General features: G+C 61.6%; 23 protein-coding genes and 2 pseudogenes. 15 read left to right on the forward strand and 10 right to left on the reverse strand.

The features are described 5' to 3' along the window. Positions 1–1861: 1861 nt before the first annotated feature. Together M3N53_12850 and M3N53_12855 are read left to right on the forward strand one after the other, a co-directional pair. Positions 1862–2182, forward strand: a complete 321-nt coding sequence (locus M3N53_12850) for a hypothetical protein (GenBank protein MDP9069218.1) — start codon at positions 1862–1864, stop codon at positions 2180–2182. Positions 2183–2277: 95 nt separating this feature from the next. Continuing rightward, positions 2278–3483 carry a S8/S53 family peptidase gene (locus M3N53_12855; GenBank protein ID MDP9069219.1) on the forward strand — a complete coding sequence of 402 codons (1206 nt, stop codon included), beginning with the start codon at positions 2278–2280 and terminating at the stop codon, positions 3481–3483. Between the two features lie 132 nt (positions 3484–3615). On the opposite strand, the gene M3N53_12860 is transcribed toward M3N53_12855, so the two are convergent. From M3N53_12860 to M3N53_12875, 4 genes are all read right to left on the reverse strand, one after another. After that, on the reverse strand, positions 3616–4245 hold the full coding sequence (locus M3N53_12860) for a hypothetical protein (GenBank protein MDP9069220.1): 630 nt from the start codon (positions 4243–4245) through the stop codon (positions 3616–3618). Positions 4246–4757: 512 nt separating this feature from the next. Continuing rightward, on the reverse strand, positions 4758–6257 hold the full coding sequence (locus tag M3N53_12865; GenBank protein ID MDP9069221.1) for a hypothetical protein: 1500 nt from the start codon (positions 6255–6257) through the stop codon (positions 4758–4760). Positions 6258–6550: 293 nt separating this feature from the next. Further along, entirely contained in the window at positions 6551–6727 is a 177-nt protein-coding gene (locus M3N53_12870) for a hypothetical protein (GenBank protein ID MDP9069222.1), read from the reverse strand. Between the two features lie 131 nt (positions 6728–6858). Next, positions 6859–7026 (reverse strand): hypothetical protein, encoded by a 168-nt coding sequence (locus M3N53_12875; protein MDP9069223.1) that lies wholly within the window; start codon positions 7024–7026, stop codon positions 6859–6861. A 144-nt stretch (positions 7027–7170) separates the two neighbouring features. On the opposite strand from M3N53_12875, the gene M3N53_12880 reads away from it, so the two are divergent. The 3 genes from M3N53_12880 (at position 7171) to M3N53_12890 (ending at position 10957) form a co-directional block, all read left to right on the forward strand. Next, positions 7171–7698 carry a hypothetical protein gene (locus M3N53_12880; GenBank protein ID MDP9069224.1) on the forward strand — a complete coding sequence of 176 codons (528 nt, stop codon included), beginning with the start codon at positions 7171–7173 and terminating at the stop codon, positions 7696–7698. Between the two features lie 28 nt (positions 7699–7726). Then, a complete protein-coding gene (locus tag M3N53_12885; protein MDP9069225.1) occupies positions 7727–9895 on the forward strand; it encodes a hypothetical protein in 2169 nt (722 codons plus the stop codon). Positions 9896–10093: 198 nt separating this feature from the next. Beyond that, positions 10094–10957: a DUF1353 domain-containing protein gene (locus M3N53_12890; protein ID MDP9069226.1), complete on the forward strand. Its 864-nt coding sequence runs from the start codon at positions 10094–10096 to the stop codon at positions 10955–10957. Positions 10958–11131: 174 nt separating this feature from the next. Here the strand turns inward: M3N53_12890 and M3N53_12895 are convergent, their stop codons facing one another. Further along, positions 11132–11518, reverse strand: coding sequence for a hypothetical protein (locus tag M3N53_12895; GenBank protein ID MDP9069227.1), 387 nt, complete (start codon positions 11516–11518; stop codon positions 11132–11134). Between the two features lie 16 nt (positions 11519–11534). On the opposite strand from M3N53_12895, the gene M3N53_12900 reads away from it, so the two are divergent. Next, on the forward strand, positions 11535–11909 hold the full coding sequence (locus tag M3N53_12900) for a hypothetical protein (GenBank protein MDP9069228.1): 375 nt from the start codon (positions 11535–11537) through the stop codon (positions 11907–11909). A gap of 413 nt (positions 11910–12322) precedes the next feature. Then, complete coding sequence (locus tag M3N53_12905; protein MDP9069229.1) at positions 12323–12760, forward strand: hypothetical protein; 438 nt, start codon at positions 12323–12325, stop codon at positions 12758–12760. 478 nt (positions 12761–13238) lie between these two features. On the opposite strand, the pseudogene M3N53_12910 reads toward M3N53_12905, so the two are convergent. Beyond that, positions 13239–13337: pseudogene (locus M3N53_12910) on the reverse strand (single-stranded DNA-binding protein). 78 nt (positions 13338–13415) lie between these two features. Continuing rightward, entirely contained in the window at positions 13416–13757 is a 342-nt protein-coding gene (locus tag M3N53_12915) for a hypothetical protein (GenBank protein MDP9069230.1), read from the reverse strand. A gap of 311 nt (positions 13758–14068) precedes the next feature. On the opposite strand from M3N53_12915, the gene M3N53_12920 reads away from it, so the two are divergent. After that, positions 14069–14533, forward strand: a complete 465-nt coding sequence (locus M3N53_12920; protein ID MDP9069231.1) for a hypothetical protein — start codon at positions 14069–14071, stop codon at positions 14531–14533. A gap of 808 nt (positions 14534–15341) precedes the next feature. Here the strand turns inward: M3N53_12920 and M3N53_12925 are convergent. Then, complete coding sequence (locus tag M3N53_12925) at positions 15342–15575, reverse strand: helix-turn-helix domain-containing protein (protein ID MDP9069232.1); 234 nt, start codon at positions 15573–15575, stop codon at positions 15342–15344. 71 nt (positions 15576–15646) lie between these two features. On the opposite strand from M3N53_12925, the gene M3N53_12930 reads away from it, so the two are divergent. Beyond that, positions 15647–16549 carry a hypothetical protein gene (locus M3N53_12930; GenBank protein ID MDP9069233.1) on the forward strand — a complete coding sequence of 301 codons (903 nt, stop codon included), beginning with the start codon at positions 15647–15649 and terminating at the stop codon, positions 16547–16549. Between the two features lie 251 nt (positions 16550–16800). On the opposite strand, the gene M3N53_12935 is transcribed toward M3N53_12930, so the two are convergent. Then, entirely contained in the window at positions 16801–17919 is a 1119-nt protein-coding gene (locus tag M3N53_12935; protein ID MDP9069234.1) for a hypothetical protein, read from the reverse strand. A 596-nt stretch (positions 17920–18515) separates the two neighbouring features. Between M3N53_12935 and M3N53_12940 the strand changes: the two genes are divergently transcribed. From M3N53_12940 to M3N53_12950, 3 genes are all read left to right on the forward strand, one after another. Then, entirely contained in the window at positions 18516–19001 is a 486-nt protein-coding gene (locus M3N53_12940) for a hypothetical protein (protein MDP9069235.1), read from the forward strand. Between the two features lie 117 nt (positions 19002–19118). Further along, positions 19119–19634, forward strand: a complete 516-nt coding sequence (locus M3N53_12945; GenBank protein ID MDP9069236.1) for a hypothetical protein — start codon at positions 19119–19121, stop codon at positions 19632–19634. A gap of 733 nt (positions 19635–20367) precedes the next feature. Next, positions 20368–20535: a hypothetical protein gene (locus tag M3N53_12950; GenBank protein MDP9069237.1), complete on the forward strand. Its 168-nt coding sequence runs from the start codon at positions 20368–20370 to the stop codon at positions 20533–20535. Positions 20536–23566: 3031 nt separating this feature from the next. Here the strand turns inward: M3N53_12950 and M3N53_12955 are convergent. Continuing rightward, entirely contained in the window at positions 23567–24208 is a 642-nt protein-coding gene (locus M3N53_12955; protein MDP9069238.1) for a hypothetical protein, read from the reverse strand. A 536-nt stretch (positions 24209–24744) separates the two neighbouring features. On the opposite strand from M3N53_12955, the pseudogene M3N53_12960 reads away from it, so the two are divergent. The 3 genes and pseudogenes from M3N53_12960 (at position 24745) to M3N53_12970 (ending at position 25817) form a co-directional block, all read left to right on the forward strand. Further along, positions 24745–24936 (forward strand): annotated as a pseudogene (locus tag M3N53_12960) (SIR2 family protein). Between the two features lie 29 nt (positions 24937–24965). Beyond that, the gene (locus M3N53_12965; protein MDP9069239.1) at positions 24966–25394 is read left to right on the forward strand and encodes a DUF2231 domain-containing protein; all 429 of its coding nucleotides are present in this window, start codon (positions 24966–24968) and stop codon (positions 25392–25394) included. A gap of 180 nt (positions 25395–25574) precedes the next feature. Further along, on the forward strand, positions 25575–25817 hold the full coding sequence (locus tag M3N53_12970) for a rhodanese-like domain-containing protein (protein ID MDP9069240.1): 243 nt from the start codon (positions 25575–25577) through the stop codon (positions 25815–25817). The last annotated feature ends 3 nt before the right edge of the window (positions 25818–25820 follow it).

The following is a 25820-nucleotide window of genomic DNA, read 5'->3' on the forward strand; positions in this document are numbered from 1 at the left end:
GTGTCTGGTGCGAGATGCACCAGCCATGAACCGCTCCATGCAGTTGACGGCCCAGAGCGTGAAGCTATGTTCACCAACACAGGCGCGGACACGATAATGCCTATCCAGGATTCCATATGCTCCACATGAGGCTGTTGCTGACGGAGAAGCGGCTGTGCCGGATGGTGAAGTTCTGTACGGCCGCGGTTTGCCTATCTGTTTTAGCGTCGTGCTCCGTACCGAATGGGTCGCTGGCTACCAACGATTCTGCGCGCAAGGAACAACCTCCCTCTCAGGCGGAGCCCGAGGCCGAGAAGCGCGGTTCGCCCTCTCTTCGAGACTCGATCGCAGCGGAGGAACGCAAGTCAGTGAGAGCGGAGGAACCAAAGGGGTCTGGAGATAAGGGATCCACGGGAGGCGACGAAGCAGCCAAGGAAACGGGTCAGGAATTTCGCTCCGAAGCTGACGACGCCGCCAACGACCGGCAGGGCGCCGGTAGGAGCCCCTCGTATAGCGATATCGTGCGGATAGAGCTGAATCAAGCGCGCGAACAGCTCGACATCACGACCGTCTTCGCTGGGAGGATCCCTCAAAACGAGCGAGAGGACCGTCTTCTTGTAGTTGGTTTGTCGCTGACAACAATTGATGGTTCTGAGCGAGTCGTCATTGCGTTAGAGGGATCTTCCTCTGGGTGGGCGGCGGCGGTATTAGAGGATGGGTCACGCCAGCGCCTAGAAAGTCCGCCAGTGGCGGCCGGCAAGCAACTGCGAGTGTCAGTGTCTTCGCGTGAATTGCGTGGAAGAAGATCATTTCGGTGGAGCGCGCAAGCCCAACTCCTAGAATTCACCTCTCAGGGTCTGCAGGAAATCAGCCGCGACCGCGCCCCCAACCAGGGGGAGGTCCTGCATGGTGAGGGCGCTCCATAAACCGCAATGGGTGGTCGCTGTGGAAAGTTCCTCAGAATCGGGTCAGAAGTGGCTGTTCCTCGAACTGTCCCCGGCCGCCCACGCACGGCAGAAACGCATCTTTCATTGCTGCGATCAGACGATCAGCTCGGTTTCGCACCGACGCCGGGAGTCGTACGTTCGGTCGGACACCGGCAGGAGCTGTTGGTGGAAGGCGAATGAAGGCATCTAGGTGCGTCACTCTTGTCCGATCGGTATCTCTGGGTAAATGACGGTTTGAAACTCTGTGTGTGACTACGTGCAACATAATGTGTTATATATCCCTTACGCTCACCCAGACCGGGTGAAACGGACGGGGAGGTAAGGCGTGCGACTTCGCATTGGGTTGGCTGCGAGCCTATTGGCAGCAGTACTCGTTGTTCCGGGGACGGCTCAAGCTAATGAAGTGGAGCCCCAGGATCCCGGAGTGGATGTCCCCTCTCTAGAGGTCGGAAGCAGTTCGTGTTACGTCACGACCCCCGGTTTTGGCGCCGGGTTCAACCAATACGGCCCCTACGCCTACTTCGGCTCTGGGTATGTGTACTGCCCGCTCGTCTGACGAGCCCTAAAGCCGAGAGCACTAGCTGATCAAGGAACCGGGGTCTCGTCCCAACCTGGGGGCGGGACCTCGGTTCATGTCTCAGGCATGTGCGGGCCAACCCTTGGCCGGCACCCGGTTCGAATTCTCGGGAAGGAAATAACCCAGTAAGAGCGAATGTGTCACAAGAGTAGTTAAGGATCGCCAAAGTGGGCCCGGGCACCCGCAGGTGCATCAGGAGGAGGTGGCTACTATGCCGAAGAGGACCATCGGAATGATTTTGGGGCTCCTCGTGCTTTCTGGCTCCTTGTCCTCCGGGGCCGCGGCAGGAGCGAGGCCGAGGGTAGAGACAGGACGATACGACGCGCCAGGCGGGGTAGCCGGAGTGATAGGTGGCTCTGTGTCGGGTACGCGGATCGGAAGTGTCGATTTCCACGGTGGTCCCGAGCGCTTCCTTTCGATAGATATAAAGGACCTGACCGGGCAGCCGGTGGCGGCAGATGTAGTGCAATTCCTCGGCGACAGCAACGTCAGCACTGAGGAAGAGGACGCGCTGCGTCATTCGGTTTGTGGAGCAACGAAGAAGCCCTTGCGCATCAAACCCTTTATCGAGGTTCGCGTCTTCATCTATGCGGGTCCCTGTGAAGACGGGACCCCAGCCGCTGCTACGGCCGGTGAGGTAACCGCTACCTTCGAACACTCTCGACCACGGAAGGCTTGACGAAACCTTCCGTCAGGCTGGACACGGGTTTCAGATTGGCACGTACCCACGTCGGGCTAAGGCATCTGACACTGACGATTCTCATTGCATGGATAGTGGGCGCGTCGACAACGGCCGCTGCCGCTTCTGAGGGTACGGTCGTCGCTAAGCGCCAGCGTTCCTACACGGTCATTGCCGTCGTCGACAGTGGGATCAATCCCTATCACAGGGACTTCCGGCGCCCTGGGCTGGACGTTCATCCCGGCTCCTACATCGAGGGTTACCCAGGCGAGGCTTCGGCTATGAACCTCGCTTTGCGATCCCCTTCTTTCGAGGTCGCTATGAAGAAGGATGCTTCGAGCTGGAGTGAAGTGCGGTCGGGGCGGCTTTATTGGATCCCGGGAACTAACATCGTCGGATTCATCGATTTCGCGGGAGAGGATTCTGCTCGACGCGGATACGATATCAACGGCCACGGCACGGCATCGGCCTCTATAGCAGCGGGCCGCTTCTCCGGGCCCGGTACTGGGGATGTCTTGTTGGTCTCCGTTACTGGTCTCGTCGAAGGGCTGAAGTGGGCGTCGCGGCAACCGTGGATCGACGTGATCACCAATTCCTGGGGAACTCTCTTCCCCCCTGGGCCCGTAGGTGGAGAGGCCGCGGATGCGTCACGAGCCGCGGTTTCTTCGGGAAAGATCGTCTGCTTCGCGAGTGGGAACTTCGCGTCACCGTACATCTATCAGGACTCGCAGGGTCCCTCATGGAATGTGAACGTGGGAGCCGCTTCCGAAACCACTCGAGGGGAGCACTACTACACGTCATACCCAAATGACGTCCTCGGTCTTTCTGGAAGACCCGCCGCGTCGAATTCGTCGATGACCAAGACGGTGACGTTTAGTGGCACCAGTGCTGCCGCACCAGCGGTGTGTGGACTCATCGCGAAGACCTTGGCCGACGTGAGAGACCGTCTTGGGGATCATGTGGAGGGTCCTCACGGACGCGGTCTTGCAGTGGGCGAACGTACGAATCGGGGTCCCCTGAGAGACGGGGTGTTGGACCGAAAGGAGCTGGAAGACGCTATTCAGGCGACGGCTGTTCCGGCCGAGACAGCTATGCCGGATCCGGACGATCCGAATGCGGTCCCGGCATTGCCGATCGCCGGCTTCCTGAGGGGCGGCTATGGCATCGTAGATGAAGCATCGGCTCGTGACGCTCTTCGCGTGATTCTGTCTCGAGATCCCCGACCGGAGCGCTCCCTGGAGGACTGGTGGATCGAATCGACGGACGAGGTTCGGGACGCCATCTGGGGGAATCCACCTTGACGCGTCTCGGCTAGCTGGCGTGGCAGGAGTTTCAGTGCGGCCGCGGCACAACCCCGGTCCGAGCGGGCGTGGCTACTGAAGGAACGTCGTGGTGGGGAAGCCCGGAGGTTGTAGGGCCGGGGAATCTCTCTTCTAAGCACGCACCTCGAAGAGTGCCAAGCCTTTCCGGTACTCCGTCAGCGCCTGTTTCTGGTTGCGCGCTGCGAGAAGGTCACCGAGGTACGCGTGTGTTAACGCTGCTTCAACCCGTTCCTCCGCGCGCGTAAAGATGTCGATCGCTTCCTCTAATGACTTCCGGGCACCACGAGCGTCCCGTTGGCTCAGCGCTAATCCCTGCTCGCGCTTCGAACGAGCGAACTCTCCGAGATCGCTATCACCCGCCGCGCTGATCCCTCGCTCGACAAGCTCTAATGCCTCATCGATGTTTCCTGCTGCCCTCTCGACTGCTGCCAACTCGTTGCAGGCCCGTGCCTCGTCTATGGGACTCAGCGAGCCGAAGACGTCGAGCGCGGTCGTCAGCTCTTTACGTGCTTGAGTGAGTCGGCCTCTCTCCTTGAGGAAGATCCCGCGCGCCAAACGAGCGGCTACTCGGGATCGTGCGACTCCGCGGGTGCGACCAACCTGGTCAAGGACTACGACTACGACTACCTCGACCGGATGAGGACGTTCGCCGGCTACGACACCTCCAACAATGTCAAGACCGACGAGGCGAGCTACGTCTACGACGCTCTCGACCGGGTCTGGGAGCAGACCGAGAAGCACGGTCTCAACGCGACGCCCAAGGCCAAGACCACGACCTTCTCCTACATAGGCTCACCAAGCTGGTCGCCGGCGAGGAGATCACGGGCGACGCGCAATCCTCATCCAAGACCTACTCCTACGACGTCTACGGCAACCGCATCGCCATGCAGGACAAGAAGGTGGGCACCACCACGCCGCAGGACTATCTCTACGCCTACGACGTGCACGGCTCGGTCAGCATGTTGGTCGACGACGGGGGAGCCTCCGCGCCGTCGGTCAAGGCGACCTACGGCTACGACGCCTACGGCGAAGAAGACAAGGCTCTGACCACCGACTCCGAAGAGAGCAGCGGAGCCACAGGCAACAAGGATCCGCTCAACAGCTTCCGCTACACGGCCAAGCGTTACGACACCGGCTCCGACAGCCTCGACATGGGGGCGCGCAGGTTCAGCCCAGATGTGGGCCGCTTCATGCAGCGCGACCCGTTCCTCGGAGCGCTCACCAACCTGCGTCTCCGGCCGCGTGTGCGCTATTCACGAGGCGGTGGTGGGCAAGGCCAAGTCGGTTATCAATTCCATCACCTTGTGGTCGCCCCAGTAGCGACTGTGCGTCCACACCAAAGGCACAGGCATGACCGGATACCCATGATCGATGTTGACCACGAAATTTTCTTTGGCTTCCTGTCGCAACTGGGAGGTCGGTGGGATCTCATGGTGCCTGTAGTTCTTCACAGATTGTTCCGGGGGGTTGAAGGTCGTGATCGGGTTCGCGACGACGTCGTTGGCGTACCACAGGTTCAGCCACGCGATCTGCTCCGCTAGCTTCTGAGTGGGTTCGATCAGGCGCTGGGAGGCGTCCTCGTCGACCTCCTTTCGCCGCTCTAGGAAGTAGCGCACCTTCTCCAGGGCTGTTCCGAGAGTGACGAACACCTCGATCCGGGAGATCAGCGACGGGATGCGCCAACGGAGTCGATCGAACGCCGTCAACGCGATCACGGAACCGAGGCTATGCCCCACGACCACGATGCTGGAGTATCCCCGTCGTGCCAGCAGGTGGAAGGTCTTGTCGGCCTCCGCAAGGATCGCTTCGCGCGCGGTGTAGTGCTCCTTATTCTCGTCGCGCTCGGAGTAGATCTGGACGTCTCCCAGTGACTCGGCGAGGAATCGGGCCGCCGAGCGCAGCAACCCTGTGACGGTCAAGAACACGATCAGGAAGGCGGTCATGAGTGGGGCTATCAGCTGGACGAGCAGGCCCAATCCCGCCACGAGGGCGAGCAAGAGCAGAAGCTGCCACCCGAGTCGGTTCGCGGCGTAGCGAGCTGATCCCTGAACCAGAGCGGTGATGATCTGCGTGACTCGGAAGACCGCTTGCGCCACCAGGAATCCGATCGCCAGCAGCAGCAACCAGTACCTCCAGGGGACCAGCTTAAGGACCTCTGCCGCGTGCTCCGGCGTCAGGTTCTTGAGGGGCTCGTCGTTGGACGTCAGAGATGTTGCGATGGCCTCGAAGATCGCGGAGACCTGACCGAAGCCTCCCCAGGTAACCTTCGGTCCGGTGACGCTGCGTTGATCGACGGGCACCTCGCATTCGACCTCAGGGTCTACCTGGCAATTCACCTGCGCTGACAGGTTGCCGAGGCTCGTAAGCGCCAGAACCGCCACGACGGCCAGTATCATCAGCCAGAGCGCGGCCGAGGTTGCATCCCACAGCGTCTTGGCCGAAGGCTTGCAGAACTTGCTAGCGGGGATGAAGGTGGTGCGCAGAAGCCACCAAAGCACGGACATCGCCGAGGTTTTGCGCGCGCTGTGTGGTGCCCAGAAGATCTCGTACACATCCGCGCTCACGCCATCGCGGTGAACCCGGATCGCCTCTTGGCCTAGGGGCTCACCGAACTCTTTCGGTTCCTGGACGAGCTCACCGCCAGAAGCTCCGCACCGCTTGAGGCCCCGAACGAGCGCGTCGAGTGCATTTGCCCGCCGCTGCTCTCCGATGCCATGGACGACGACGATGGCCCGCGCTGGGTAGGGGTTCATTCAGGGAAGCGCTCGCTCCGCCGGCGTGCCTGGTACCGCTCGCGGTCCCTGAGAGCCCGGCTGAGGTCCCCGGAGCGAGCGAGCAGCTTCGTCATGCCTCGGAGGGGGAGCACCGGACGCGCCCTGCCGGAGCTCCGGTGCGATCTCATCTAGCTCGGCATCCGGGAGGGCCGCCACATTCCATCCTTCCGTAGCCTCGAGGCGCACGGTTTCTCGAAGGGATTCGTACGGTATTCCGACCGAGCGCACCTCTCCCGCGTCGTGTTGCACCACGAAGAAGCTCATCGATCCCCCTATTCCCTGACGCTGCTCATCAGAAGGTCGTAGTTGATCGTCTGGCCTCCCACGTTCTTCACCTCTACATGGAGCTCTCGTTCGGGCGCAGGATGCATGCGGACGAACTGCGAGAGGCGGACGATCTCTGCCCAGGCGGTGCTTCCCGACGAAGTCTTGACCACGTAGGGCTGCACTGTGAAGCTCCAGCACGATCAGAAGGAGCGTTGTTCCAGATCCATCGGAGAACCTCGCCGGGCTGAAGGTTGTACCCCGGTGCGAGCTTGCCCATCCCTACGGTGGCCATGTCGCCCCCCTCTGCCGCTGGCTAGTTGCATTCCCCGTTGCGCTCTTTGCTCAGGCACTGGTTGCAGAACTCGCCGCTGGTCGGCTTGGTGTTCGAGGTCTCATAGTCGATCGTCGGCCAGTTCGTGCAGTTCGTGCAGAAGTGCCAGGAATCCTTGTCGTTCCTGCGACGGTAGTTCGGTCTTGCCATCGTGAGCCTCCCTATCCGGTGGTTACTGAACAAGATATTGACAAAAAGTATAGCCAATGGTTACAAATCGCTAGGGGGCTGGCGGAGGGGCCTTCCGAACGGTCGCGAACATTCGGTTCGCACGTAGACGGAAGGAGCGTTGCGTTGGAAGACCGCTACAGGGACGAGGGGTCGCGGGGTAAGGCCTCCCGTCGGTCGTCAACCGAGTCCAACTCGAAGGTCACCGCGAGGATCGACCAAGCCGTCGAGGCCAAGGTCAACATCCGGCTCGTTCCTTCACGTGACATCACTCTGTCTCCAGAGGCCCTGGGGTGTCAGCCCCGCCATGGGTCTGACCCCGCCGTGGCAGTACAGATTCGGTTTCCTGAGGGCCTTGCCGAGAAACTGCGAGAAGCCGACAAAAAGGTGATCGATTGGCTGGGCAAAGACGAGGCCAATGGCCGCCGCTTCCTCGAAGACCCTGTGGGAGCGCTCGAGCAGTCCGGCGTGGAGCTGTCTCGCGCCGAGCAAAAGGCCCTGTGGCGCGCGCAGCTTGAAGCCGCGGACGGACGCATCGTCCCGCCCGGTGTGAACGTGACCGAGGTCTCCATCGAGGCTGCCCCCAAGGGCAGGGTCGGCCGCGACCGCCGACCGACTAGGCCCGGCACGGTTCGCGATGCCGGTTGCTGCTGATCTTCACTTCGAGGGTTAGGGGGCCCAGATGGCACAAGACCGCACCGCCAACTTCGACATGCTCGTCCAGATCTCCGAGGCAGAGCTCAATGCCCAGATCGCGACCGCCTTCCTGGCGGGGGGGATGTTCCCGACCTCGCTGACCTTCCCGATAGACAACGGGAACGTGCGAGGGACCGCGTCGCTCAATTTCGCGACACCCGTCGCGGACATCGACCGTCCTCGGCCGCGACTAGGACTGACCGTTCCGTTCACGAACTCGCAGCTCGACGTGACCGCCCCCACCAACGCCTCCTTCGCTCCCCTCGGCGGGACGATCATGATCGTCGATACCGTCGACATGGTCACCCAAGGCAGCGCCCAGGTCGCCACCATGGACTTCAACGCGGGGGCCCCGGATGTAACCGTGGACCTGGACGCGGCCTCGGAGGCCATGCTCGAGCCTGCGCTTACCGCCGCGGGCATGACGATCGCTCAAGCCGAGGCCATGATGGCCTCGGTGGTGCTGACCGAGCTCCAAGCGAGCCTGGGACGTATCGACCTGACTCCGCCCATCCCGGTGACCGACGACACTGACCCGACCACCATCTTCGACATCGACGTCACGACCATCAACGACGCCACCGCCGCAGATCGTGATTGCCTCGCGTTCGGGATCCGGATGGCTAACGATTCGGGGGGCAACATCAACGGCATCACCACCAGCTTCATCTCCGCCGGGGCCCCCTCGGTCGTCATGATGAGCAACTTCTGGCTGCTCGCACGGGTCATGCGGCCTCGGGTCGCTACCGCTCTCGGACGCCCGACGAGTGACTTCGATACCCCTCTACGTCTGAACCGTTCTGTGCCGGCACCCGGGGGCCGAGGCACGCTCACGCAGCTGGACGCGCGCGTGGAGGGCAATCGCATCCGGGTCGACGGCCGAGCCACTGACTCCGGCACGGGGTGGTCGGCGGTTTCGAACTTCAACTTCTTCATCGACATCGGGCTGGCAGGCGGCGCCATCACGGTGACCGCAACCACTCCCAGCGTTGACACCGACGTCGACCTAGAGTGGTGGGTGTGGCTGGCTTCGTTGGGACTGGGAGCGGTGTTCGGCGGGATCGCCGGCGTCATCGTCGCGGCCATCGTCCTGGCCATAGTCGAGGCCGTGGCCGAAGGGATCGCCAACAACCTCGTCGGTACTGGCATCGGGGGCTCGCTTGGAGCGATCCCGCCGGTGCCGCTGGGCCCCATCGGAGGAGCCCTTACCCTGACCAGCGTCGTGCTCGACGACATGGAGCTGCGTGGTTCCGTAGTCCGCTCGCTGTCGGTGCCGGTCCACCACCAAGGCGCACACGCGTCCGGTGGCGCTTTCGCCGTCGACCTGGACGACGGGTCGATCCATCCGGCGTCTGAGTCTGGCGTCGACCTCGTGTGGGATCCGGCGCGCGGCCTGTCGACGCGCATGTCGGCTCGCATGACGGTGACGGGGATCTCCTATGGGAGTCTGTCCCCGGTAGGGATCTCTCGAATGGCCTTGTCGACGAGCAGCTTGCCCCCGTCGGCGGTTCCGTTCTCGACCGATGTCTTCGGCTGGTTCGACCAACCGCAGCTCGTGGTCGGCATGCGAACCGACGAGGGACGCCTGGCCAAGGCGCGTGCGTGGAGGTCGCTGTCCGGAGATCTCCAGCTGGAGTGGGTGACCTACGACACCCCGGTCCCTCGCCTGGAGCTGACTACCCACTGGTCGGTTCTGGAGCGGGGTGAGGTCGACGAGTACATCACCCCCGACTGTTCCTACTGTCGGGTCAATCCGGCACGGTGGTGCGGGATGGTCGAGGCGATCCCTAGCCTGCTTCCCTTCCCGGTCGACTACCAGTGGTGCCTCTGCGGCGAGGTCATTACCGAAGGCGAGGGCGACGTCGAGTCCAACACGGGTCCGCTCCTCTACCAGCTCGACGGACGCCGCCTCTGCATTGAGACCGAGATGGGCCAAGACGTGGAGTGCGAGGTGTGTGTCAGTGCCATAGACGCACGTGGCCAAGAACACTTCAAGTGCGTTCGCTTGGTGCAGTCTGGCATCGAGCGGCGTTGCCGACAGTGCACGCCGGGAGCGCCGGCATTCTCCGTGGAGCTGATCCCGGCTGCTGTGGACCTGGCGGGTTGGAGGCCGCTGCTGCGAGCTCGGACCGAGGATTCAGAAGTGCCCGCCTAAGCCTCGTGGAGAGCCCACAGACACCGTGAATTGAGGGTCCAAGGGTTGCCGGTCTCGAGGTGTGTGCTCGTAGAGCTTGTCGGTCCCTCTGAAGGCAGGGGGCCTCGATGGGGGATGGCTGACTTGGCCCACGAAAAGACACCGTTGACTCCAGTTAGGAGCGGTTGGGCGATTCAATGATGATGGGGGAGGAGCATCATGCCTTCTATTGAGATCGGAGATAAGGCAGGACTTCAGCTGGCCGAGATCGCTCGCCGAGCGGATCGGTCCAAGACGGAGGTTTTAGACGAGGCGGTGGGATGGTTGTACCAACGCCTCGTCGGGGATCTCCAGTCACCCAAGACCCTCCCGTTCAAGAAGAAGTGGTCTGACTGCGACGCGGATGTCCTCCTGCGTCAGGCCGACGCCGAGACGTTCTTTCTGGAGGAATCCTTCCGTTTCGTCAAGCCCGCCTCTGATCCCATCGAGGTGCCGCGCGGGAACGTGACGGACCTCGCTTCCGTCCCGTCACTGTTGACTTGGCTGGTGCCCAGGTACGGCAGACATTCGCTGCCCGCGTTGCTACACGACCACTTGATCGAACCGGGGACGAGCTGGGAGGAGCGCGAAGCGGCGGACAGCGTCTTTCGGGACACGATGGAGCAGACACAGGTCCCGTTCGTGCGCAGGTGGCTGATGTGGTGCGCCGTCGGACTTGGGACGTATCTGCAGCGACCCCTGGTGCGCATCTTCCTGGTCATGTGGCTGCTCGTCCACCTATTGGTTGGTTACGATCTGTTCGCGGCGGCGGTCGACCTTCCGCGGGTTCCTCTGGTGGCTACGCTGCCCATCATCGCCGTGGCGGTGGCTCCCTCGGTCGCGTCCGTGCTGTGGGGGCGCCTCTATTGGTTCGCCGCTATCGCCGGCTACAGCCTTCTCGTGCTGCCTGCTTCCGTCGTCGCTGTTGGGGCCACTCTGCTCGTCTATCTGTTACTCGAGGGCCTGCTGGAAGTGGGGATTTGGGTGGCACAGAGACTTGGCAGCGATAAGCCCCTCAATCCGGTGCGCGTCAGCAGGCTGTGACGGAATCGGACCTCTCGGGACCTGCCACTGCCGAAATGAACTGAGAAGCTGTTTCAGGGCCTTGGGTCGCTGTCGTTTATTCAGGGTCAGATGTTGAGCCTTCAGCTCACCCCGCGAGGCGTGTGGAGAGTAGTCCGTGGCTGATCGCGGGGAGCTCGTCGCGGACAGTTCCGCTCAGCCATTCAGGAAAGGAAGCAGGAGGACCCCCGCTAGGGCTCCTCCCTTCGGCGACGACGTCGCCGCGGCCGACGCACTGGCCCAACGCACCCACTGGCCCGGTGTCGCCTTTAACCGGTAGCCAACCTGAGCCTTCGCTGAGAGGTCCCGACCAAATTGTTGGCCCTTGATCCAGTTCTTGGCGTCCGCCAGGGCCGGAGGTTCCCAGAAGCCGCGGGCCGGAGCTTCAAACACCTTTACCTCTTGTCGCCCGCGCTCGTCGAGAGCCTCTTCAAGGGACTCGGCGGAGGCACCCTCGGCCGAGACGTGAGTTAAGAGGAGTTCATAGGCTGCCCCCGCTGGCTTGGAGATCTTGGCGTAGGAACGACGGGGCGGGTGAGGCATGCACACACCTTGCCAGATGGCTAGGACTCGAACCAATCTGGATGGCTCGCTACCCCACACCGCGACCAAGGTTCACGGGCTTGATGGCGCCGACACGCTGAAGGGCAACGAGCTGAACAACCGGATCTGTGGAGGCGATGCCGAAGACACGCTCTACGGCTACGCGGGAGGCGACTACATAGCCGGCAAGGGTGCTCGCGACGTGATTTACGCAGGCTGGGGTGCCGATTGGATTTGGGATGGCGCGGGTTCCGACGTTATCTGGGGCGGTGACGGAAGCGACGTCCTGTACAGCTGCGAGAGCAATGCGCACCAGGTGAACGAGATCCACGACGTTGAGAGTGTTTACACCCGTGAGAGCTACTGTCGGGAAGACAAGCCTCTGTGGTAGTCGTCACTGACATCTGGCACTGAACGTACGACTCACAGCGGCGGCCGCGGGCGGGCCGCCGCTGTGGAACCAACCGACCTCATGATCTTCCTTCGGCGGGTCCAGACCATGATCGAGGAGCCCGCGATTGCTCTGCTCTTTCAATGTCATCGGACGAATCGTCCGGCTGCGGCTGCGTCGCCTGATCGTGACCTATGGACGCTGCGCCGGACACCAACGCCGCGCTCTTCTTTCTCTCCCCTGCTCGGCGGCTTTGTCTTCCCTCCTAGCGCCGCACGCTTCCGCGTCAAGGCGGGTCGGTTACCGCTTCGCTCCTGAAGCCTCGCCGCGCCTTCGGCGTGCCCTTGACGCGTCCGCTGTGAGACGGCGCTTGTGCCTCCGGCTCGGAAAGCCGCCGAGCAAGGAGGTGCGAGTTGAAGCAGCGCAGCATCCGGATCATCACCGACTACGTGACTCTCGTCGAGGAGGCGCCTCAACGCTGGTCACTCCTTCGCCGAGAGCTAGCCGCGGGCCAGCATCAGCTGAATGGTCGCCGCTATGCCGTCGCCTTTGTCGAGCGCTACAGCGTCGACCTGCTCGACCGCGTCACGTCGGACGAGGCATTTCAACGTGGGCTACTCGGAATCAGCCGCGGCGTACCGGGTGACGCCGAATATATCTCTGATTTGGCTCATGCACTAAGTTCCACGCCTGTTTCGATAGCTGAGATGCCGCTGACGCGGAACCTTCTAGTGACAGCCGCTGACGGTGAGTGGTTGTGGTGGGTTAATCCACCACTCGATCCCGAGAGAGCGACCTCAGCAGTACGAGAAATCTGCGCACGCGTCGGGTGGACACTGACGAGGAAGTAGAGGTCCGTCCGGGTCAGCGGCGGACCTCGAGCGCCTGGCAGACGGCGGATAAATCGTGCTGATGTAGGCCGGGCAGCATCGTCCGGAAAGATGATGAGGGAATAGGCTCTGCCCGTGTGCTCGATAACGGGGTAGACCTCATCTCCGCCTGCTACTCGCAGGTCGGCATACGGTTCGGCTCTTACGGCCAAGTTGCCGTGATTTTCGACAACGACGTGAGCAGTGCAAAGCTGCCCCTGGATAGGAGTGGTTCCCGCCTTCCCGGCAGCGTCGGCACACGAGAATCGCGTCACGACGGCCGCGAGTTCCCCGTTACTTGCTCGTTCGCCGATCCCGACCGGAGGAGGATCGTTGAAGAGACTCTCGATGAGTGGAGTCAACGCCACGCTCGGCGCCATGAAAGAACGCCGCACCGCTCGTCACCAGGATGTCCCTTCGCCCACGCTAGCTCTGTGATGGTTTCGCCGCGTAGAGCCCCGCTCGCCCACCTCAGAGAGGGTCCTACTTCGTCGACCCGGATCTCAACACCCGAGCGTTTCGCGCCGTCCTGCGCCTCCCACGACCGGTGCTGGAGTCTGCGGTGACGACGACCGAGTCGCGGACGCGAGCGTAGTCACCTGCGGCGCCGCGGCGACCACCAGGCTGATGTGCCTCGCTAGGTCGGCGGCGGTCGCTTTGGCAATCGCTTGCTCTCCCCCATCTTCTTTGCAAAAACTTCAGCCAAATCGTCGGCGAGCGGGTGGTACTCGTTGTACCAAGCCTCTACGGACCCGCCCCCCGAAGGCTCGAACGGCTGCGGCCGATAAACAATCTGATCTCCGGGATCGAAGTCCTCGTCTAGTTTCACGCGGACTTGGCCTCCGTGAGAGTTGATGAAAATACTCCGTCCTCTCTCCAGCGTTGTATCGGTGCTGTTAGTCACCGTGATGTACGACTGGACATCTCCCGAGGAACGTGACGCTTCCAACGGAACCTTGTTTACAAACTCGATTCCCACGTGGCCTCGCCCCCTTCGTCCGCCATGTCCGCTTCTGTGCCTTGATCCTATACAGGGGGGTTTTTCTCCTCAACCGCAAAATCCGCGTGACTGCGTTCTCAGCCATGGCGCCTCTACGTCGGTGTTTTCAGCCAGGGGTCGTGACTGGATCCGGCCGCGACTAGTTCTAGGCCTGCTCGTGGCAGAGCTGCAGTGGGGAACGGTCCCGGACTGGGCGATGGCGGCCGTCACATTGTGCGGTTTCGGGCTGACCCTTCTCGCTCTGAGGCGAGAGTTCAAGCAGAGGCGCCAGGACGCTGCCATGAAAGTCGGTGCTTCCAGCCGCCAGGATCGGCGGCGGGTTCGTTCAGACGACCTTCACTAACGGTAACGAAGCACCGATCTACAGCGTCGAGATCATCGTCACCTACATTGAAGGTGGACAAGAACGGACACAGCGATTCGACCGGCCGATGCTGCACCCAGGCACCCACGAGGAGCGTTGGGGCTCGATAAGGCATGAGCGTCTAGCGGTTGCCCAGGCTTTCATCCAAGAGATCGTCAGTCTCTCCGGCGATGAACTCGTGACCAGGGCATTTGTCGAAAAACGTGCGTTGACCTGCGATTTCGTCGACTGTTCTTGCTTGTTATCAATGGTTGTTTTTCGTCGTCTCGCGGACTTTTTGCGGACCGCTCGAAGCAACTACTTCAATGACCGATCGGCTAGTGCCGCAGTCAGCCTTTCCAGGTCCGATGGATCGTTGGCATGGATTTCCCCGGTGACCTCGTCGCGGTAGCCAAGTGACTTGCCGTCTCGGTCGTTCACGTAAAGGCGCTTAAGTCGATGTCGGCTCCAAGGCTTCAGTGACAGGGCCGGCTCGCTGACGCTTGCCGAAGGCCTCCAGGTGGACGGACGCCCCGCCACGCGCATCAAGTTCCGCAATCGGTCCTCTGGAAGCTCAGGAGGGCGACGCAGGAACCATTTTGGGAGGTCGCGGCGTCGGACGACGTGCACGTCGGAGGGAGCTGAGCGGATCTCGAGCTGCGCCCCCATCACCACGATCACAGGGTGTACAGGAACAGGCTGCTCGGTCGCTGCTTCGAGAACACGCCCTACCTTCGCGGCTTCGCTGGCCGCCACCGGCAGATAGTTCTGCCTGTGTCCGTTTACCCGGAAGCTTCGCTCCGTCACGATAATCTTGGCTTTCGGATGATGTTTGGTGTTTAAGGAAAAGACACCCGGAGGGCCAATGACCAGATGATCGAGGTTAGTGCCGCGCTCATTCAGGTGATGTCGTGCAGTACTAGCCAATTGGCAGGATCCAACTTCCTAAGACGTGCGCCGACCGTTTCTTCACCGACAGCGCCCAGACGGTATGCGCGTTCGTACGTGTGAACCTTCAGGATTCGCGCAAGCCGCGTTCGAACAGGCTCCGCCTCACGTAGCTCTTCAGCCTGTCGCCGGGCGCTGGCGCCAGCCTTATTACTAACGAGATGTCCTTCAGCCTTGACGGCCCAGACGAAGTCATCGTCAGCCATGCGATTGTCGTCGACCTGGCCCTGGCCTGACTTGAGTTCTTCGCTGGACCGCGCGAAGGGGATCTCTTACGTCGCCTTGTGTTCGAGCCAGTCGAGGATGTCGGCCAGCCGGTAGCGGAGGTGCTTACCGACTCGATAGGCCGTCGGTCCCGTACCCTTGTAGCGCCAACCGTAGAGGGTGCTGACCGGAACCACGAGGATCCGAGCGACCTCTTCCGTCGAGAGCAGCCGTGACGAGATGTCGAACGATGACCTGAGAAGGTCTGCGTCCCGATCGAGATCCTTCTTCGTTCCCGCCATCACCGTCTCCTTCCAGTCGCCGTTAAGCGGCCGGAAGCAGGGCCTTAGGGGTCGAGTGACAAGGGTGACCCTTGGGTCATCTCGCAGAGACGCGAGTACCGGACCGGAGGGAGGAACGGAGCGCCCTTGCGGTCGGCACCGGCCCTGCTATAGAGCGCGTGATCGGCGACTGGAGGCGGCGATTGCTGAGAAGGAGCCTCGCCGGTCCGTGCTCCACCGGTGGGGGGAGGCTTCGGCGGAGGTCGGGGGAGGACACAACATCGTTCTACGTGCGTCAGCCGGGTCCGCCTTATTACTGCGCCGGTGCTCCCGCCACCATTGCCGGCACTGACGGGGATGATGAACTGCTCGGTACGCCACTTCCTGATGTCATAGTCGCGCTCGAAGGCGACGACGTGATAGAAGGCGCGGGGGGCGACGACGTGATCTGCGGCAACGGAGGTAACGATCTACTTGGAGGAAACGCAGGAAGCGACCGCTCCTTTGGCGGCCTGGTGATGAGCTGGTCGATGATGGGCTTGTTATCGAGCCCGGGACCGCCAACGGATAGTGGGGATGACGAACTCTACGGAGGATTCGGGAATGACGACCTGGAAGGGTACGAAGGAACGGATGTCTATCGTGGCGGCCGTGGGAGCGATCTGCTCAATAACGGGCCTGGCGACGACGTGTTTTCCGGAAGACGCGGTCGCGACACTCTGACGTTTTTCGGGAGCAATTTGGGGGAGACCATCAACCTCAAGCTGGGGACGTCGTCGGGGGCTTCGGACAATGATTCGATCTCATCAGTTGAGAACGTGATGGCATCGGATGGCCCCGACAAAATCATTGGAGATGGCGGATCGAACCTCCTCTCCGGCATGGCGGGGGACGATGTCCTCAGGGGCAGCGGCGGGACCGACCGTGTAGACGGGGGGACAGGTGTGGATAGCTGCCGGGGTGGTGAGGTCAAAGTCAGGTGCGAAACCGACTGACCCGGTTGAACAACGCCGAAGTCCCTCCGAGGTTCGAGCAGCGCGAATCCGCTGAATCATCAACATCGCTCCATCACGTAGGGCCAGTTACCTGCGACCGACTAGGGGACGTGCTGGACGTCCACCCGGTCTCGATGCCCGTTATCTACAGAGCACGGTGGTTCGGGGACATTCTTTTCATAGCGAACTGCGCGGCGAGCCATGGATGAAGAGCTCAACTCGCCCAGTGGTGTCATCACCGCTTTGTGAAGTCAGCTGCTTGCGCGTTGGCTTTCGAAGATCGCTAACCCTCGACGGTACGCGGTCATCGCCTGTTTCTGATTACGCGGGGCAAGTAGGTCGCCTAGGTAGGCATGTGTAAGCGCTGCTTCGACGCGCTCCTCGGCTCGAGTGAAGAGTTCTATAGCTTCCTCAAGTGACGCTCGTGCGCTGCGAAGGTCTCTACCGGCGAGAGCGAGCCCTCTCTCGCGGTGTGATCGAGCTAGCTCTGCCACGTTCGCGTCGCGGCCAATGGAAATCGCCGCGCTAGCTAGCAGTAGTGCTGCATCCGGATTCCCGCTCTGCCGCTCTACGGCCGAGAGCTCATTGTTCGCTCTGGCCTCATCGATCGAGCTCACTCCGACGAAGACGCTGAGCGCTGCCGAAAGCTCTTTCCTTGCCTGAGATAGTCGACCGCGTTCTTTGAGGAGGATTCCTCGGGCCAACCGGGCGCGGCCCAACTCAAGCTCTAGGTCGGCAAGTTCGTAGAAGTGTGCGGCCTTTCGCAGTGACTCCTCTGCGCGGCTGATTTGTCCGGTGTCGAGCAGCGAGCGCGCCACCATGTTGTGCATTTGTCCAAGCCTGGCGGGGTTCTTTACGCGGGATTCCAGCGCAAGGGCCAACTCGGCTACTTCCGCCGCCTGCCGGTGGTACCCCGCCTCCCGGTACGTGATCACCAGCGTCGTGCGGATGCGGATTAGAGCGTCCGGATCCTCAAGCCCCTCCTTCTTCAGATTGTGCAGGAAGGTCTCAAGCAGGTAGATCGCGTGGGTCTTCTCTCCCTGGATGTGATAGCAGCGCGCTTCTCCTGCCACTGCGTCAGCTTGAAGGTGCAAGGGCTCCCGGGCGAGTAGTTGTTTAGCGCGTTGGTACCTCTGGAGCGCGTCATCGATATCGCTACTCCGCTCCGCGACCAGAGCCAGCCCTTGCTCCGCGCGCGCCTCATAGTCCCTGAGGCCATACCGCCGAGCTCTCCTCTTGATGTCCTCGAACGCAGTGGTGGCTTCGTCGAGGCGGCTCTTCGATACGGCCACCCGCGCGTTCTGCAACTTCACATCCAGCTCTGGCAATAGGGTGGCGGGGCGGCCGGTCTGTAGCTCCTCGGGGTGCACGCCCAGCTTCTGGGCGAAGTGCCGAAGAGCCGCATCGGATGGTCTCCGGCGCCCGGCTTCGATCGTGCTGACGTAGGCATGGGTGTACTTCGGATGAGCGATCTCCTGCTGGGTCAGCCCCTTTTCGACCCGCAGTGCTCGCAGTCGGGAGCCGAGCGCAGCGCGATTCAGTGGCATCCTCGATACCTTAACCAGCAGTTCCTGTCCTGCGCTATCCCGGCTGCCTTCCGTCAGGAGTCGACATGTGACTGAGGCAGTCACGTGTTCGACTCTCGACGCCGTTCACTGCGGTTCTGGGGAGAGGGAGACGAAGCTCAATCCGCAGAGTCGTAGATCGGCCCAAGTCACGCTCGGAGCGGGCGCTTGTAACACCAGTTAACCTTCTAGTAGAGTCAACCCGACCTCGCGAGTGAGAGAAGGGGGCGAGCACGATGGGGAGAACCTTGCGCGTTGTGGTCGGAGCCGCGATTCTCGTATCCGTTGCGTCCGCGGCGTTGTCATGGTCTACGTGGGATGTTGAGGCCGCCGTGGGGGAACAGGTACCGAATCACCGAGTGGCTTCCTTCGCTCTGAGGGCCATTGGCTACGCGGGGCTGATGGACGAGGGGGCGGATCATTACGACTACCTCGGAATCGAACATACAGGCGACAGCTGGACACTCGCCTTCGATCGAGGAAATATTCAAGTTGAGATGCGCAACGACCAGCTGGCTGTAACGCGCATTGAAGGTCCAGCAAGTGAAAGCGCGAAGGACCAGGTTTACGCTTATCGAGAGCGTCCGGAGCCCGAGCCGCCTCGCTTCGTGTTTCCCTTCATGGAGATCGGTGAGCCTTCCTATGAAGCAGGCACTCTTGCTGTGATGACGGGTGACGTGTGGACGGGACCTCTCGCGACGCAACGCGCCGAATCGCGGACGTGTCATATCGAAGTGTTCAACAGCAAGGGAGAGCGCGTCTATACCGGACAGGACGTGACGATCCCCGTACCTGAGCACGAGGCGATGAGAGCTGGTACGCACGTGGACTTCGGCATTCTTGAACCTGTCCCCGATGCGGCGACCGCAGACGTGATCTGCACGTAAAGCGCCGCAACATTCTTGAGAACGTTGAGTCCCGTTCCGGGCTCAATCGCACCTCACTGAAGAACTCACTTCAACCTATGGCGCCACCATGTGGCGGTTCGAGACTGGAGGTAAAACGTGACCCTCAGGAAAAACTATCTAGCTCTTCTGGTCGCCGGCGCAGTGGTCGTGGTTGGCATGATCAGTGTCGCGCGAGGCCACAATCCTCATCAAGATTGCACCCACTCTGGCAATGACATCACCGGCACAAACGGGGACGACGACTGCACTGGCACCGAGAGCGGAGGCGAGGCGATGAAGGGCCTGATGGGAGCGGACTGGTTCCGCAGCGAGGGCGGGGGCGACTCGGTGGTCGGGAACGAAGGTCTCGACGAGCTGTACGGAGGGGCAGGCAACGACAAAATCGACGGGAACAAGAATGACGACACGGTGACCGACACGACGCTCTACGACACGGACTACCTCTGCGACGGCCCGGGCAACGACGGTATCGACATGGCGGACAACGACGGCAATGACCGCTGGTACAACTTTCCGGACGGCGATGCGGAGAGGTACGTCCGCCGCGACGACAACATCTTCGACGGCACTGACCGGATAATCGATAACAGCGAACTGTGCCCACAGCCCTAGTTAACGATGATTCGCTGGAGGGTTGGCCAGCCTGATTACTTGAGCGGCAAGCCCGCCAGCGAACGAACTCTACCCGCGACGACGCCACCGGCCGGGTCGGAAGGGTGGCGACTGAGCTGCGTCTAGCACAGGCCGCGTGCAGCGCGTGGGTTTCCCCTCACAACTACCCTCACGTCATGAGGCGCTGGAGCGGTCCCTGCTTCGATGAACCGCTCCACGGCTTGTGCAAGTGCCTCGGGATCGCCCGCCACGTTCCCGGCGGCAGAAGGTAGCCGCTGCGCAAGTTTGGTGATGGATACGGACCCCGGCCACTCGAGCTGCACGCCTCCAGTCCATGCTTTCAGTCGTTGCTGTACTCGGTTGATGGGGGATCCAGAGCGTCCCACAGCCATCGCGGCCTTCGCTGCGAGAGCTGGATGGGCCACCCACCCTAAGTGTTTTACTTTGAAGCAGGCGGGTTCCGCCGGCGGAACCTGGACACGGAGCCACTGGTTTCTGATAACCCGCCCCTCCTGCGCGAGTACCCCTGCGGCCTCGTCAAAAGAGAGGCCGGACAGATCAACACGGCCGATCTTCACCCCGTGATGAATGAGTCCAGCCGAAACTCCCCATTCGATGAGACCGATCCAGCCGACGGCCAGCAGCAAGACAACACCCGCCAGAATGAACCTGGATCCTGAGGGATAAGACATCAAGTCACGATCGTAGCGAAGGGTCAGTGTAAGTTAACAGCGTGGTGGAACCCGCGGAAGACGACGTGTCCAAATCAATGGAAGAGATTCTCGAGTTGCGGCGGGTGCGGGAGGATGTCCGAGCGAAGTTCGGGGTGGCAGTGTGGTACCTCCTCCCCATCGTGGTCGTAGGCGGTGTTCTCGTTCTGGCTATGTTGATGCATCGTTAGTAGGTCAACCCGGACCAGGGCTGCGACGGCACTAGCGGCCACACGGCACGGTCTCCCTGAGGTTGTCAAGGCTAGATCGTATTGCCGTACCTGAGAGGTACCGCGCCCTAGTTGCGGGTCCTACAGAGGGCTTTCTCGGTGCCTCACGTGGCTGCATGGGATGTTTCGGATTAGCAACCTTTCTGCTGAGCCTGTTGAGGAGCGCGAGCGATTCCCGCTGGTCGCCTTTGAAGCGGAGTTCTTCGTCTAGAGGTTCCGTCGAGGCGCGGTCAGCGTCGCAACGGCAATACCGCTCATAAAGAGCACCGCTCCAGGCAACCACATCGCCGATGGGTACATTTCATCGGGGCACCTCCATGTCGAGGCTCCGTGCGCGCAGGTGTCTGTAATCAACAGGATGCAGGTCAGCACCAGGACCACGGTGCCGCCACCCGCCATGAGGAACCCAATGTTGTGCAGGCTGGGACTCCGCACCGCTAAAGCTACCAGCGACAGGACGCCACCGAGGAGTACTGGTGCGCCACCGTAGTGGACCCAGAGGGTCCCCGCTGTCAGTAGCGCGCCGGCCACGCCCCAAAGCACTCCTGAGACGTCTTTTCCTTTGCGTGTTGGAGTCACTCGCGACACATGCTAGCAAGATTTGGGCGCTCTACAACAGTCCTTTACGGCGGCCGTCTTCTACAACTTTCCTTACCCTGGCCCCTCTCTAGCCTAGGTCCTCGGGACTGAGCGGCCTGGCGAGCAGTGAGCCCAGGGATTCTCCCTGCGCCCGAGTGGGGCGGGCACGCGGGAGGCCGAACCGAGCGTCTTGTAGAGGCGAACATATCGGCCGGCTCCGTTGAAGTGTTTCTTGGCGAGGGCGACCGAGAGATAAGCCGCACGTCGCCCGGCTGATCCCCGCCTGCTTCTGGCGCTTCTGACGATGACCGAGCTTGGTGGTGCAAGGGACTCCACCCGCGCCGAAGGACGAGACAGGATCTGACGTTGCTGCGGTGGTAGCGCGCTCCGATGCGCCCCCAGGTTGAGGCCAAACCTGCCGACGGGCGGTCCCGTGGGCTTCGCCGGGCGGCTTCAACCCCCGGAGGAGGCGCGGCGAGTACTCAGGATGAGCTATGTCCTGCTGTTTCCGTCCTTCTGGGCGCGCCGAGCCCGCAGCTACAAGCCGAGCGCAGGGCCCTGTTCGATCCTCTCCAAAACCTTAACTAGCAGTTACTGCTACTCGCGCATGGGGGCCGTGACGTGCGCGTCTACGGTTATGGCTCTGATGTAACTCATGGTGTCACAAGTCCAACTCATGTTCGTTACCCTCGGCCGCCCGCTGTGGAACGGAGGGAGGTGAGACGTGATCCGTCGCGCGCTGAGTGGACTGGCGGTTCTGAACGGGCTGTGGTTGACGGCCGCTGCTGAGTGGCCTTTCGACATTCTTGGCTGGCCGAATTGCTGATCTGAGAGCTTCGGGCGGCGGGTAGCGGCCCAAGCGCGCCAGGAGGTCCTGTGGAAGTTCCAATTCTGTTAGTCATGGTTTCTCTTGCGATTGCGGTTGTGAACGGCCGTCTCGTAGTGGTGCCTCCAAAGTGGCGGGGCGGCTACCTACTGGCCGGAGCCTTAGCCGTACAGGTGTACTTCGTTGCTTTCCCACCGCGCTGGATGACCTCTGACAATGCGACGCCCATCTACCTGGGGAGCCAAGTGCTTGTAGGTGTTTTCCTGGTGCTGAACAGGAGGGTGACGGGCATCGGCCTGGTCGCTGCGGGGCTGGGCTTGAATGCTCTGGTTGTGGCCGCGAATGGCGCGATGCCGGTGTCACCGTCCGCCATCCGAGTCGCGGGAGCCGAATCCTTGTCGGACCCTCGTCACGTTGAGCACGGGGTTCACCTGCGGAACGAAGCTCTCACATCGCACACACGGCTGGTACCCCTGGCGGATGTTCTACCTGTACCACCTCTTCGGAAGGTGCTGAGCTTCGGGGACCTGGTTATCGCGGCTGGGCTGCTCGGATTGGCCCGCGCGTCCCTGATCCGTCCAAAGAAATCGCGAAGGCGCGTTGTTCGGGTTGAACCAGCCGCCTAATACGGATGGGGTATTGCCGGAGCCGAAACCCGGCAGCCACCCAGCGCCCACGCGTTCTTCCTATGCCCGGGATAGCCGACGGTGACATTGAACACAGCACGTCCATCGAGTGAAGGAGGGAAGTGACTATGGCTACGCCGAGGGTTGTGGGCGCCAAGCTGTTGCTGTTCCTAGACGGCGGGAGATCGAGTGGCGCGACTACATAAACGTGGCGGTCTCGCATCGTCCTAGCGCCAGCGATGAGTCGGTCGAGGACGCGATCGAGGCGGAGCTAGCCCCGTATTGGGACGACGATGAACAGGGCGGCACAGTGTGGCAATTGGACCTCAAGCAGGAACTCTCCCCAAGGAGAGGCTAGTCCAGCGCTCGAGCCTTGTCTCTCCTCTGACCCGGGAGTCGCCGGTCGAAGGGAGGTGACTGGACCATTACATATCTAGGTGCGGCAGATTTAGCGCGATCAGCGAAAACTCTGGCTCGCGGTGCGGGTGGGATGACGGTGATGCCTCTGCACAACAGCTAGCCCGGGCGGTTGCCAAGCTGGCCGAAGCTCTCGAAGAACTGTGTCGCTCGCTACACCGCGCCTGAGCGCCGATGGGTCGTCGTTGGTTCGCCCGTAGGGGGGCGTCAAAGATTGATTCCGTCTTGGCGCTCTCACCGTCCTCGGCACGACTAGCTACGGAGTTATGACTTCTTTGATTTCTTCTCTGCTGGTGGTTCTGATGGCTCTTTTGGTTTTTCTCGAGGGACCGACTTGATCGATTTCTGCTCACCGATCGGTTTTTCCTGAGTGGGCACCTTGGGCTTTTGCTGGAGTGTGTCTCGCTTCCGGCTCACTTCCGGTCCTTGGTGTCGCCCTGCTGTTGCTTCGTCGACGGCTTGGGAGCTGTAGGTGTCTTTGGTGATTGCTGCTTCGTCTCTGTCTCCGCCTTCGGTGGTTGCTGACTCTGCTTCTTCGGAGCCATTACTCCTCCTTTGTGGGTCTCAGGGATTTGTTCTCGGTTGGACCTGAACTGTCTAAACAGTGGATGGTCGTCAGCGTCCAGCCTCGGTTGTCTCCGGATTTGCGCCACCATTCCCACCATCGCTTCCGCCTTCGCGCGTTCTGGAAATGAGAGTAAACCTGCACGACTTCCGCCTCGGAATCGATAAGGAAGTCATGCTCGAAATGGTCGAGTTCTCCGGGCTCCAGCTCTGGAGGGCTCTCTTCCGCAGTCGTCTCATGTGGCTTCCCCAGCCTGAGCCAAGGCGCCTCTTGCTTCGTGCCTGATTCCAATGCCGCCAAGGGCTCAGGGAGCATGGGGAGAATCTGTTGGACCCACGTCTTCCGGCTTGATAGGCGCAAAAGGGTTGGCCCAGTGTTCGTGATTTTCTCTACAACTCGAAGGACCCGACGACCGTCGTCGAATGACCAGTGATCGACGACGTGCTCGAGGGCGGCGCGAGGCCACCTTTCCCGATGCCTCACGAACAGCATGTAGGTCCAGAAGGCCCCCACCAGGATTGCGAGGATCTGAACCCCGCTCAACGCGGCGTCCATCCAGGCGCCGACGACTTCTGCGTCAGAGGAGACAGTGGGTGTAGGCGTAGGACCCATCACGATCACCGTACCGAGGTAAGCACCAGCACGGTACGTAATGTAACAAACAGCGTATCTATAAAGTTACCCTTCAAGAGAAGTCGCTGTCGCCAGCATTCAGTACGCGGGTTGTAAGCACCGACTGCGTCCCGTCACGGTTGGCCTGCGTTCAAGGGATCGCACAGACGACCAGGAGGCCTCGTGTCTGAACATCACGTACTGCGATTTGCCAGCGATCTAAGTGCCAGGCTCGCCGCCCGGTCTCGACACGTCTGCGTCCTGCTCGGGGCTGGGTCCTCGCGCGCCTGCGGTTTGCCAGATGTACGCGGTCTTGAGGCGCTGGTAGCCGAGCACCTCAAGGAGCCTGCGGGGAGCGATTCAAAGATCAACTCGAGGGCCGAAACCTGGAGCAGGTGCTAAGCCGACTCCGCCGGATCGCGGTGCTGGTCGGCGCGGACCTGACCGTGGACGGCTTAACCGGGCCCGAGGCTGCGCAACTGGACACGGCTATATGCAGGGCCATCGTGAGGAATCTAGATATCGGGGAGGCCGATCTAGTTCCTGTGAAGCGGTTCGCCGCCTGGGCTGGCCGAGCGAACTACCATCTCCCGTTGGAGGTCTTCACGGTCAATTACGACCTGCTCTTGGAGACTGCTTTCGAAGAGCTTGCGGTCCCATATTTCGACGGGTTCGTCGGGACGCTTAGAGCTCGCTTCCGGACCGACCTCGTCGAGGCCACACCGACCGCTCCGGCGGGGTGGGTCCCGTCACTCTTCTTGAGGCTGTGGAAGATCCATGGTTCCGTGAACTGGTTGTGGTCGGAAAACGAGCGCTCCGAGATCCTTCGTCTGGGCGCTCCGGTGCGGTCGCTGGCGTCGCGGCGGTCATTCCGGGCACGCTGGATTGGCTGGCGATCCCGCCCGACACTCGGGCGAAGTTCGTGGGTCTCGTCCACGGGTGGGGCAACATCTTGGTCCTGGTGTTGTTCGCTATCAGCTGGATGATTCGTCGCGGCGACCAAACATCGCCTGAAGGTCTTGCCATTGCGCTCGCTGTAGCCGGGGCCACGGTGTCAGGACTCACGGCCTGGTTGGGCGGCGAGCTGGTAGACCGTCTGGGGGTGGGGATCGACGACGGCGCCCACCTGGATTCCCCTAACTCGTTGTCGGGTCGTCCTGCCGCGGAAGGCGTCAGCCACAGCCGGACCACATGAAAGCGCATTAGCGGACCGTTGCGGCTCGTGTGGATCACGTCGAGGAGCGGCGGGATACCAACGAGGACCGGCATCGCCGCTGCTGCGCCACGAACCGTTCTGAATCACACATTTCCAAGCGCGTGACGACGGGCTCGGGGTACAGCTAGAGGGACCTGCGTAGACGGGAGGAGGCGTGTAATGGAGCCCGGACAGGAACCGAAGAACACCAAAACAGGCGTGAACGTGATCGACCAGCATGAGGTCCAGCGACTACTAGACGAGGAGAGCGCGCAACTTGTCGAGGTACTGCCTCCTCAGGAATATGAGCAGGAGCACATCGCGGGTGCGATCAACATGCCGTTGAAAGAGTTGACGTCCGATTCCGTCGCTGTCCTCGACCGCTCTCGGGCCGTCGTCGTCTACTGTCACGACTTCTTGTGAGAC

It is taken from the genome of Actinomycetota bacterium, assembly GCA_030776625.1.
In the GTDB taxonomy this organism is placed as follows: domain Bacteria; phylum Actinomycetota; class CADDZG01; order CADDZG01; family WHSQ01; genus MB1-2.